Annotated in this window: 10 protein-coding genes; 1 reads left to right on the top strand and 9 read right to left on the bottom strand. The window is 62.4% G+C overall.

Annotation, left to right across the window (positions count from 1 at the left end; all coding sequences use genetic code 11):
* Positions 1-676: 676 nt before the first annotated feature.
* The 6 genes from ACR2J1_RS11760 to ACR2J1_RS11735 form a co-directional block, all read right to left on the bottom strand.
* Complete coding sequence (locus ACR2J1_RS11760) at positions 677-1,801, bottom strand: recombinase family protein (protein ID WP_434019511.1); 1,125 nt, start codon at positions 1,799-1,801, stop codon at positions 677-679.
* The gene (locus ACR2J1_RS11755; protein ID WP_434019510.1) at positions 1,705-2,154 is read right to left on the bottom strand and encodes a recombinase family protein; all 450 of its coding nucleotides are present in this window, start codon (positions 2,152-2,154) and stop codon (positions 1,705-1,707) included. The genes ACR2J1_RS11760 and ACR2J1_RS11755 overlap by 97 nt, the downstream gene beginning before the upstream one ends.
* Complete coding sequence (locus tag ACR2J1_RS11750) at positions 2,135-2,323, bottom strand: recombinase family protein (protein ID WP_434019509.1); 189 nt, start codon at positions 2,321-2,323, stop codon at positions 2,135-2,137. Before ACR2J1_RS11750 ends, ACR2J1_RS11755 begins: the two co-directional genes overlap by 20 nt.
* A gap of 3 nt (positions 2,324-2,326) precedes the next feature.
* The gene (locus ACR2J1_RS11745; protein WP_434019508.1) at positions 2,327-3,388 is read right to left on the bottom strand and encodes a hypothetical protein; all 1,062 of its coding nucleotides are present in this window, start codon (positions 3,386-3,388) and stop codon (positions 2,327-2,329) included.
* A gap of 88 nt (positions 3,389-3,476) precedes the next feature.
* Positions 3,477-4,049 carry a tyrosine-type recombinase/integrase gene (locus ACR2J1_RS11740; RefSeq protein WP_434019507.1) on the bottom strand — a complete coding sequence of 191 codons (573 nt, stop codon included), beginning with the start codon at positions 4,047-4,049 and terminating at the stop codon, positions 3,477-3,479.
* 44 nt (positions 4,050-4,093) lie between these two features.
* Entirely contained in the window at positions 4,094-4,549 is a 456-nt protein-coding gene (locus tag ACR2J1_RS11735) for a hypothetical protein (protein ID WP_434019506.1), read from the bottom strand.
* A gap of 367 nt (positions 4,550-4,916) precedes the next feature.
* Here ACR2J1_RS11735 and ACR2J1_RS11730 point away from each other — a divergent pair, with 367 nt between their 5' ends.
* A complete protein-coding gene (locus ACR2J1_RS11730; RefSeq protein WP_434019505.1) occupies positions 4,917-6,902 on the top strand; it encodes a heme lyase CcmF/NrfE family subunit in 1,986 nt (661 codons plus the stop codon).
* Positions 6,903-6,936: 34 nt separating this feature from the next.
* Here the strand turns inward: ACR2J1_RS11730 and ACR2J1_RS11725 are convergent, their stop codons facing one another.
* The 3 genes from ACR2J1_RS11725 to ACR2J1_RS11715 all read right to left on the bottom strand — a co-directional run.
* On the bottom strand, positions 6,937-8,826 hold the full coding sequence (locus ACR2J1_RS11725; protein WP_434019504.1) for an ABC transporter transmembrane domain-containing protein: 1,890 nt from the start codon (positions 8,824-8,826) through the stop codon (positions 6,937-6,939).
* Between the two features lie 193 nt (positions 8,827-9,019).
* Entirely contained in the window at positions 9,020-10,252 is a 1,233-nt protein-coding gene (gene hemA, locus ACR2J1_RS11720; RefSeq protein WP_434019503.1) for a 5-aminolevulinate synthase, read from the bottom strand.
* A 559-nt stretch (positions 10,253-10,811) separates the two neighbouring features.
* Positions 10,812-11,268, bottom strand: a 457-nt coding sequence (locus ACR2J1_RS11715; RefSeq protein WP_434019502.1) for a TCP-1/cpn60 chaperonin family protein, incomplete at its 5' end; no start/stop codon positions are given.

Genomic DNA, 11,268 nt, shown 5'->3' with positions numbered 1-11,268 from the left:
GTTAATTCGATCCATCTCTATCCTTTTGTAATCGTCGTTGAGCGAAACGTGGCCCCTGTTGCCGAGTTAAGGTCAGAAAAGCACGGCACTCAGTGGCAGCCTTTCTTGAAGTGACAATTTGCCCATTACCTTTTTTGGGACGCAACAGGGAAGCCAGGTGCACGCCAGCGAACACGGAAGCCACGCCATGCTCGCCGCGATTTGCCGATTGGAATTGCCCCCGAACGTAGAGCATATCACCTGGCCTCCCGGGGGTGGGAAGCCCTTTTAGTTGCATACATTATTGGACATTAATTGGACAGAAACTGTCGGCTGGCCAGTACAACCCTGAAAACGTGGCGCCCCCTAGGGGCATTGAACCCCTGTTTTCAGGTAGGAGCACGGCCACGCCTCGCCAGATTTGCTAGGGCAGTAAATTGCTTGGATCCACCGACAATTTCTCGTTTGGGGTTGGTTAAAGCGGTGCTGCCTTTAAGTCGCGCACCTTGAGCAGCGAACACCGTACCGGCCCGCAAGCTTCGGCGAGCTAAGGAGATGGTGTGAAAACAACACCGCGGGTTGCTTTTAGTAGTTTCATAAATTATGCCTTGTTTTGAATGGCTTACATCAAAAAGGTGGCGGAGGGGGAGGGAGTCGAACCCACGGTACGGTTACCCGTACAACGGTTTTCGGGACCTCAAATTGGCACGGGCGGCAAAGTTAATTCTCGGTGGTTGCAGGCCCCCGCAACCATCAAGGACGTACCGCCGTCCGGCCTAGACTGGCCGGCGGTCGTCTTTTTCCGAGCGTAAGTCAGTATCTGGGCCAATGCGCCCACGACTGTGAGCTCACATTTGCCGCGTTCCCGGCCCGGATGAACGTCCACCCGCTCAACTAGCGATCGAACAATCTCGACCGCCTGCGGACGCGTGGCCTCGTCGCTGACGAGCTGTTGCAGTTTGGCGACTTTTCTCCGGTATAGATCGGGGAGGTTGGGGTGGATCGCGACCGCGTCTGGAGTTTGTCTTTCCAACTCGATCGAGAGCTCACGCTGGCGTCCCTCTAGTTGGTGCAACTGTTCGCGAACAGAGCCCGGGTCATCTTCGCCTCCGACGATGAAGTCAAGGCAGCGCTTGATCCCACGCTCCACCTGCTGACGCTCTTTGTGGAGGTTTCGAACGGCGGCGCCACTTGTCCTCTGAACTCGCTTCAGTTCCCTTTTGAACTCGGCAGCAAACTCCGCGACGAGTGCTTCGCTGCCAAGGAGAATGTCTCGGAGCGCATTCAAGACCCGTGCTTCCAGTTCATCGACGCTAATGCCACGGCCAGCATCGCACGTACCCTTCTCTCGGCGTGCCGAGCAGTAATAGCGGTTCCCTCTGCTGGTCGTCATACCGCCACCGCACCGACCGCATCTGAGCAACCCAGACAGGAGTCGCCTTTTCGTTTGCCGCTTATTTCCCCAGCGCGAGGAGTAACGGCGCTTAATGTCTTGAACTCTTTGCCACAGGTCATCGTCGATGATGCGCAGAGCTGCGACCTGTTTCGTGACCCATTCACGTTCAGAGTTACGGCGCGCGATGCGCTTTCCGGTATCTGGGTCTTTCACGAACCGTTGACGGTTATAGATGATACGCCCAGCATACAGCTCGTTGTTGAGTATGCCGTTCCGCCTGAGCCGGTTTCCGTTGATCGTCGAGGCGTTCCATTGGGCTCCGCGCGGGCTCAACACTCCTTCACGGTTGAGCCGGGCTGCGATTTGCCGGGGTGACATGCCATCGGCGTACTCCTTGAAAATGCGCTGAATGATCTCGGCTTCCACTGGATCGATTTCACGTTCCCCAGTGGATACGAACCATCGTCTTGAAGCTTGCGGATGATTTGATAGCCGTAGCTATTGCCGCCAGGGATCTTGCCTGCCTCAACTCGCCCCCGCTGACCTCGTCGCGTTTTCTGGGCTAGGTCCTTCAGGAAGAGAGCATTCATCGTGCCCTTGAGGCCGACATGAAGTTCGCTGATTTCGCCTTCAGCAAGGGTAAAAAGTTTCACGTCGGCATGATGTAGCAGTTTGTAGATCGCGGCTATGTCTTCCTGATCGCGACTGATACGATCAAGCGCCTCGGCGATGACGGCGTCAAACCTGCCGCTTTTCGCATCAATAAGCAGCGCGTTCATGCGCGGGGCGGTTACGTAGGCTGCAGCCGCTGATGGCATAGTCCGCGTAGATCTCAACAACTTTGCCGTTCTCACCCTCGATGCGTTCACGGCAGAGGCGGACCTGGTCGTCGATGCTCGATGCACTCTGCAGCTCGGTGCTGTACCTGGCATAGATGACGGCGCGCATGGATCAGTCCTTCTTCTTGATCGGCTTGAGCGTGGCTCGAAGCTTGGCGAGGTGCGCCCCATATCGTCGGCTTGCCTCGACCGATTGGGCGAGATTGTAGTGTTTTTCGCCCACCTCGAGTGAGGTGTGCTGCAGAATGCCTGGAATGAGGCCGAATTGGTCGGGCGCCTCAATGGCTAGGAAGGTCGCGGCGGCGCGGCGGAAATCGTGCAGGCCCATGTCCTTGCCGAAAGCGGCTTTGATGCGGGCGCGGACGATGTCGTAGATCCGGCACGCCGTCAGCGGGCAGCCTTTGCAGGAGGCCCAGAGCCCGTCATGCGCCTTGCCGCCGAGGAGGCGAGGACGGACGACCTTCAGATAATGCAGGAGATAGGGGACGATCGCGTCGGGAACGCGGAAGCTCTCCTCCCGCTTGGATTTGGTGTCCTCCGGGTAGAGGAGAAGGTTCACTTCACCGGGGCCGAATTCGAGGTGGCGCGTGGCGGTGAGAGCTGCGAAACTGCGGCGGCGAATGGTCCAGAGGCTGAGCAGGATCAGGATCAGGCCGTCGCGATACTGTCGGTCTCGCTCCTTGCCGCTGGTGTTCGGCAGCCGGCGCGCTTCCTCCATGAGCTTGAGCCCGAGGTCGAGCGTCTGCCAGGCTGGCACCAATCGGTCGAGGCGATTTTTGGGCGTGGCGCGAGCGGCAAGCCGACACTTGATAGACGCCAGCCAGCGCCAATCAGCTTTAGGGTCGATCAGCCGTACCGCAGCATAGAGGTTGGCGATTTCTATGGCGATCGTGGACGGCCGCACCTCCCTGGAGAGCTGATCGACGAAGGCGCGCACGCGCTCGGGCGTGATGCGCTCGGCCGGATCTCGCAGAAGATCGGCTGGATAGCGCTCGCTCAAAAACCCTAGCCAGCGCCTGTAGCTGGTACGAACCATTCTGCGCCAGCCTTCGGAATGGTGGGCTCCAGGCCCGTTCGTCTCGTCGAAGACGTCGCCCGGCGCGTAAGCCTTGGTGAAGGCTGCCGTGTCCGCCGCCGGCCAATCCTTCGGGGGAAGGTGCTTCAATCGGCGCATGGGGGCTCACCGCGATCATCTTTGATGCTTTGTTTGACTTGTTTGATGAGCTTGGGCTTGCGCCGGAGTTGGCGCTTGCGCCTGAGCTTCAGTCCCTCCCTCTGTTCGAAGAGGAACTCATTGTAGGCACGACTGGCACGCCGGCTCGAGGAGCCCACATAGATGCGGGTGGTCTTGGTCCAGGCATGTCCAACAAGAGGCGCGCGGTCTCCGTGTCGTTCGGGTTTGCGTCGAGATACGAGTTGCCGAGGACATGGCGGAACTGATGTGCGGTCATATGGACCCCGAGGCGTCGCTTAATGATCTTGAGTATTTGACTAGTGAGGGTGCGTTGATTCTTTCTAATACGTTTTGCGGTGACGAACAGATCGCCATTGGGATCGGCGCCGAGGCGGGTCAGGATTGTTCGTCGATACCAGCGGAGGCGCCGTGCCACGTCGCTCGGAATCTCGGCGGAGAATTCGTCCTTACCTGACTTCATCTCGGCCGCAGGGATGATCAACAAGAGGCGCCCTCTCGGTCCATCGACTTCGAGGAAGTGACGCTGCCAGTTCAAGGCGCTCAGATTTTGCGGCCTCAGTCCGACGGCAAGCTGGACGTCGATGGCGACCGCCATCTGCGCGTCGACGAAGAGGAGGCGGCCTTTCTCTAACGCCCTCATCACCTCGTCCTGTAACGCGTCCGGCAAAAAGTGGAGCCTTGCCTTCATCTCGTCTGACTCGAACTTACGCAGGAGGCCTTGTTCTTGGGCGTGAGTTCGAGCGGAATAGGGGGCAGTTTTGCGGCGATCCGCTTCAGCTGCGAGAAGGCATCATCGGCGAGGGGGAGGTGATGGCGGGCGACCTGAAGCAGCGTCTGCGCGAGCCCGGTGGCAAACGCGTTCGGCTGACGACCGGACTGCTCGGCGTCGGCCCGAAAGCTCTCGGTGAAAGCGACCCAACGGAGCCGCCTTTGCGGAGCCTTGAAGGAGATGATCGTGAGCTCGGCTTTGGGCCAGCACCCGATCCGCTCCGACGCCTCGTTCCATAGACATGGCGTGCGCCGCACCATGTCCTTGGGTCGGGGATACAGGGTACTCTCCTCAAGCCAGACATGGAACTGGTGGACTACGGTGTCGTCCACCTCGTCTGGCGTGACGGCCTTGCCAGCGCAGTAGTTCACGAAGGCCGCCAAGCCTGGCTTCGATTATACGAGTGGCTGGGTCGATGGTTTTGTAAGCAAGATAGGAAGGCAGACAATGTTTGTGAAGAAACTCGACGAAGACGACGAGGACCGGATCGTGCGAGAGAGGAACGACTTCCAATGCGGAGTTGTGAGCGCCCGAAAGAGTCAAGTAAGATCGGCCGTCGGCCCCGAAGCTCAGAGTTCCAATGCTCGCGGGGTCCGCTGGGTTTGGCCATAAGCGGCTACATGCCGCCGGAGGTGGCCAAGAAGCTGAAAGCGCAAGGTATGTGGCGCGAAGGTGCTGAGGCGGACGGGTCTATGTCTCAAGGCAAGACGAACTGAAAAAGGGCGATCGGAGCGGGAGATGATTGCAGAGACCGGTCACTACGCGTTGATCCTGGCGCTGGGCGTCGCCATCGTGCAAACGGTGCTGCCGCTCATCGGCGCGCGCCTGCGCGATCCGCAGCTTGCCGCCGTCGCCGCTCCCGCCGCGCAAATGCAATTCATTTTGATCGCGATCGCCTTCATCGCGCTGACGATCGCCTACGTCACCTCGGACTTCTCGATCCTAAATGTTTGGCAGAACTCGCACTCGGCCAAGCCGCTCCTCTACAAGATCTCGGGTGTATGGGGGAACCACGAGGGCTCCATGGTACTGTGGGTGCTGATCCTCGCGCTGTTCGGCGCGGCGGTTGCGACGTTCGGCACCAATCTGCCGCGCCAGCTCCAGGCCAATGTGCTCGCGGTGCAGGGCTCGATTGCCGTCGCCTTTCTGCTCTTCATCGTCATCACGTCGAATCCGTTCGTGCGGCTCGATCCGGCCCCGTTCGACGGGCAGGGTCTCAACCCCGTGCTTCAGGACCCCGCGCTCGCCTTCCATCCACCCTTCCTCTACGCGGGCTATGTCGGGTTCTCGATGGCGTTCTCGTTCGCGGTCGCCGCGCTGATCGACGGGCACATCGACGCGGCTTGGGCGCGTTGGGTCCGGCCGTGGACGCTCGCCGCCTGGATGTGCCTCACGCTCGGCATCGCCATGGGATCGTGGTGGGCCTATTACGAGCTCGGCTGGGGTGGGTTCTGGTTCTGGGACCCTGTAGAGAATGCCTCCTTCATGCCCTGGCTTGCCGGCACGGCGCTGCTCCATTCGGCGCTCGTGATGGAGAAGCGCGACGCGCTGAAGGTCTGGACCATCCTGCTCGCCATCATCACCTTCTCCTTGAGTCTCATGGGGACGTTCCTCGTGCGCTCCGGCGTGCTCACCTCGGTCCATGCGTTCGCGGTCGATCCGGCGCGCGGCGTGTTCATCCTCGCCATCATGGGCGTGTTCATCGGCGGCGCGTTCGTGCTGTTCGCCTGGCGCGCACCGCTCTTGTCGCAAGGCGGGCTGTTCGCGCCCATCAGCCGCGAGGGGGCGCTCGTCTTCAACAATCTTCTGCTGGCGGTGGCCTGCGCGGCCGTGTTCGTCGGCACGCTCTACCCGCTCGCGCTCGAAGCGATCACGGGCGAGAAGATCTCGGTGGGCGCGCCGTTCTTCAATCTCACCTTCGTGCCGCTGATCGTGCCGCTCCTGATCGCCGTGCCGTTCGGGCCGCTGCTCGCCTGGAAGCGGGGCGATCTCTTGGCGGCGGCGCAGCGCCTGATGGTGGCGGCGATCGTCGCACTAACCGTGATGATTCTCGTGCTCGCGTTCAACCAGAAGGGACCTTGGCTTGCGCCGCTCGGCATCGGGCTCGGCATTTGGCTCCTCATGGGCGCGGCGACGGACCTCGCATCCCGGGTGAAGCTGTTCGATGTCTCGGGCTCGGAAGCCTTGCGGCGCTTGCGCAACCTGCCGCGCGCCGCGTTCGGCGGGGCCATGGCGCATGCGGGCGTCGGCCTCATGGTGATCGGCCTCGTCGCCACCACGGCGTGGCGGTCCGAGCGCATCGAGGCGCTCGCGCCCGGCGGCTCGGTCGATATCGCCGGCTACCGGCTCGTGTTGCAAGGCGTGGCGCCGCGCCAAGGCCCCAACTATCAGGAGCGGGTCGGGACATTCGCGGTGACGCGCGGCGGAAATCCCGTCACTGAGCTCACCCCGTCGAAGCGCGCGTTCATCGTGGAGAAGAACTCGACCACGGAGGCCGGCATCCACAATAGCTGGCGGGGCGATCTCTATGTGGTGCTCGGCGATGAGTTGAAAGACGGCGCCTACAGCGTCAGGGTCTTTTTCAACCCGATGGTCCGGCTCATCTGGATCGGCGCGCTGGTGATGTTCTTCGGCGGGGCGGTGTCGCTGTCCGATCGGCGCTTGCGGGTCGGCGCTCCGAAGCGCGCGCAAGCGAAGGCGGCGGCCGTTCCGGCAGGAAAATGACTATGCTGCCGCGTTACAGCCTCTCGGCCCTACTTCAGTTGGCGCGCTCCAGCGCCTCGTCACCATGAGGAAAATGCAGAGGGGGTTCACTCTGCGGCATCGGGGCAAATTGCAGCTCGGCCAGTCGCTTATAGACGCCGCCCCGGCCCATGAGGCTCTGATGCGTGCCTTCCTCGACGAGGCGCCCGCGATCAAACACGAGGATGCGGTCGGCCCGCATCACCGTGGCCAGGCGGTGCGCGATCACAAGCGTGGTGCGGGCTTCCAAGATCTTGTCGAGCGCCTTCTGCACCAAGGTCTCGCTCTCCGCATCGAGCGCGCTGGTCGCCTCGTCGAGCAGCAGGATGGGCGCATTGCGCAACACCGCGCGCGCGATGGCGATCCTCTGGCGCTGCCCGGCCGAGAGCGTCACGCCGCCCTCCCCGAGCATGGTGTCGTAGCCCTGCGGCAACGCCATGATAAAGTCGTGAGCGAAGGCGCCCTTGGCGGCAGCCTCGATCTCGCTCTGGTTCGCCTGCTCCGCGCCATAGGCGATATTGGCGGCGACCGTGTCGGCGAACAGCGCCGTCTCTTGCGGCACGAGCGCGAAGCGGGCGCGAAGTTCGGCCAACGCGACCTCGTTCACGGGAATGCCGTCGACCTCGACCTTGCCTAAGCTAGGATCGTAGAAGCGCAGCAGAAGCGCGAAGATCGTGGTCTTGCCCGCACCCGAAGGCCCGACCAACGCGACCCGCTCTCCCGGCGTTACATGAAAGCGCACGCGATCGAGCGCGCGTGTCCCCGGCCTCAACGGATAGGAGAAGGAGACGTCGTGAAAGGCGATCTCTCCGCGCGGCGGCACCGGCAGCGCCTTCGGATGACGGGGGGACTTGATCTTGGACTGGACCTGAAGCAACTCGCTCAAGCGCTCGGCCGCGCCCATGCATTGGGCCACTTCGCCCCACACTTCGCTAAGGCCGCCGACAGCACTGGCGGCAAGGACGGCATAGAGGACGAACTGGGACAGTGTGCCGCCGGTCATGCCCCCGGACAGCACATCCTGGGCGCCATACCACAACACGCCCACGACGCTCGCAAAAATGAGCAGAATAGCGATGGCGGTGAGCCCAGCGCGCGCCTTCGCCCGCGCATTGGCCGCCAGGAACGAGCGCTCGACCGCTTTGCCGAAGTGCCTTGCCGTAGCCCCTTCATGGGTGAAGGCTTGCAGCACCCTCACCTGGGCAAGGCTCTCGCTGGCATAGGCTGAGGCATGCGCGAGCGTGTCCTGCGCCTGACGGGAGAGGCCCCTGACGGAGCGGCCATAAGCGACGAGCGGCAGCATGATGACGGGAATGGCGATAAGCACGGCGAGCGATAGCTTGGGGCTCGTCACCACCATCATGACGGTGGCGCCCACCAGAAGCAGGACATTGCGCAGCGTCTGCGAGATCGCTGTGCTTGCCGCCGTCTTGACCTGGGTCGTGTCGGCTGTGAGCCGCGACATCACCTCGCCCGAATGCGACACCTCGTAGAAGGCGGGGCTCAAGCCCATCAGATGCTTGAACACGTCGGTGCGGATGTCGGCGACCACCCGCTCGCCAAGCCAGTTCACCGTGTAGAAGCGCGCGGCGCTCGCCAGCGCGAGGATGACGCCGATGCCGGCGAGTGTGGCGAAATATTTGTCGATGAGATCGGGCTCGATGTCGGCGAAGCCGAGATCGATCATGCGCCTCACGGCGAGCGGCACGGCAAGCGTGGCCGCGGCCGAGACGATCAGCGCGACAAGCGCGGCGGCGAGCATGCCCCTGTGGCGCAGGAGATAAGGCGAGAGCGCCAGGAGCGGGCGAAGCGAGGCGGGCCGTTCTCCCTCCCCTTCCGCGTCTTGGGCGGGGGTCTCCTCCTGGTGACGGTCGTGACCGTCGGACTGTTGCGTTACGAGTTGCACAAAAGAGGCCCAGTTGAGTTATCAGGGGGCAGAGACATGCACCCGATAACCTTTGGGGTGAGATTGCCTCTGTGGAGTGGCATTGGCAAGCTCGGACCTTCGCCAGAGCGGCGTTGACGTGCCGCCAGCTATCCCCCTCCTAATTGGAGAGATGGCACACGGGGATGGGGAAAAAGTCTGAGGTGAGAGGCCGCTACTCGGCGGCGAGCCTCACATACTCGCCTTTACCGACAGGGCAGGCGGCCCACAGCTCCTCCAGGGCGGCTATCAGCGCCGCAATCTCGGCATCAGTATGCACCGGGGAGGGGGTAAAGCGCATACGCTCGGTGCCGCGCTTCACGGTCGGATAGTTGATCGGTTGCACGTAAATCCTGTAATGGGTGAGCAGCGTGTCGGTCACCGCCTTGCAGTGCACGGGATCTCCGACCATCACCGGCACGATGTGGCTCGGATTCTCCATCACAGGAAGCTTGGCCTCCGCCATCAGCCGCTTCACCGTCTTGACCCGCTCCTTCAGTCGCGCGCGCTCGATCTCGCTCCGCTTCAGATGCCGGATCGAGGCGAGCGCGCCGGCGGCGATGGCCGGCGCCAGCGAAGTGGTGAAGATGAAGCCAGGCGCATAAGAGCGGATGGCGTCGCAGCAGGCGGCTCTCGCGGCGATATAGCCGCCCATCACGCCGAAGCCCTTGGCCAGCGTGCCGTTGATGATGTCGACGCGATGCATGACGCCTTCGCGTTCGGCGATGCCGCCGCCGCGCGGCCCGTAAAGGCCGACGGCATGGACCTCGTCGAGATAAGTGAGCGCATCGTATTTCTCGGCGAGGTCGCAGATAGCGGCGATCGGGGCGATATTCCCGTCCATGGAGTAGACGCTCTCGAAAGCGATGATCTTGGGCGTCTCCAGGGGCACTTTCTTGAGCAGATCCTCGAGATGGCCGATGTCGTTGTTGCGGAAGATGCGCTTCTCACCGCCGCCATGGCGGATGCCCTCGATCATCGAGGCGTGGTTCTTGGCGTCGGAGAAGATCACCAGGCCCGGGATCAACCGGACCAGCGTGGAGAGCGTGGCGTCGTTGGCGATATAGGCGCTCGTGAATAGAAGCGCGGCCTCCTTGCCATGGAGGTCGGCCAACTCGGCCTCGAGCTCGACATGGTAATGGGTGGTGCCGGAGATGTTGCGGGTGCCGCCGGAGCCGGCGCCTACCTCGTCGATCGCCTCATGCATGGCGGCGCGCACCTTCGGGTGCTGGCTCATGCCGAGATAGTCGTTGGAGCACCACACCGTCACGTCGCGGGTGCCCTCGTCGGTAAAGTGGTCGGCGGTCGGATAGGCGCCGCAGCGGCGCTTCAGGTCGGCGAAAACCCGATAGCGGCCCTCCGCGTGCAGCGCGTCAAGATGCTGACGGAAACGGGACTCGTAATCCATGCCCAACTTTTCCCCCTAGAACATTCGCCGCTCGGCCACTTTATCCCGACATTCCTCGGATGACCGGGATCGGCGCTAAGGATACCATTCTGCTGGGGTACACGGAAGTCGTAAGGCGACGTCTGCACGGCTTCGGTCGTTGCTCGCGGCCCGGACCAGTTTCGAGAAGCGGATTTGGTGCCTCGTCATTCAGACTTACTCCCCCGTCGTGATGAAGCATCGGAACTCTTCAGTCCCTACGCTGGAGCCTGTTTTGGTCGCAGTTCTTCAATCAGGACGACAAGCTGCTCGGCACCGAGGGCGAGGCGATCAACCCCCGAGGCTGGGAGTAGTACCACTGTGTGGTGTCATCACGTCGCTCCAACGCCATCGAGCTCAAGTCGGGCGCCGCGACGCTGCCCTTCTTCGACGTGCATCCGGCCATCGTCGTGGTGAGGCGAAGCTTCGGGCAATCTCTGCCTTTTCGACGCGAGGCAGCCGATCACGCGCACCGTCTATGGCGAACAAGACTGAGTAGTTGCGGCGGTTTGCGCGGACGGGCACCGCCGGAAACCCGTGTCTAGTCGAAATCCATATCGTGATGATGGTCGTGGTCATGACCGGGAAGCTCTGGTGGCGGCGGGCCCGGTACTTCGGCCACCATGGCTTCGGTGGTGATGAGAAGGCCCGCCACCGAGGCCGCGCTCTGGAGCGCCGCGCGCACCACCTTGGCGGGGTCGATGATGCCCTTCGACAGGAGATTCCCGTACTCGCCCGCTTGGGCGTCGTAGCCATAGGCGTTGTCTTCCTTTTCCAGGATCTTGGCAACGACGACAGAGCCGTCCAGTCCGGCATTGATTGCGATCTGCCGGGCCGGCCAAGCTATTGCCTTCCTCAGGATCTCGATGCCCGCCTTCTGGTCGTCGTTGTCGGTGTTAAGTCTTGCCAGCGCCCGACTGGCACGCAACAAGGCGACACCGCCGCCCGGCAGAATGCCCTCCTCGACAGCGGCTCTGGTAGCGTGCATCGCGTTGCGG

It is taken from the genome of Methyloceanibacter sp., from assembly GCF_050999895.1.
In the GTDB taxonomy this organism is placed as follows: Bacteria; Pseudomonadota; Alphaproteobacteria; order Rhizobiales; family Methyloligellaceae; genus Methyloceanibacter.
This window is presented reverse-complemented; position numbering and strand designations above follow the sequence as displayed.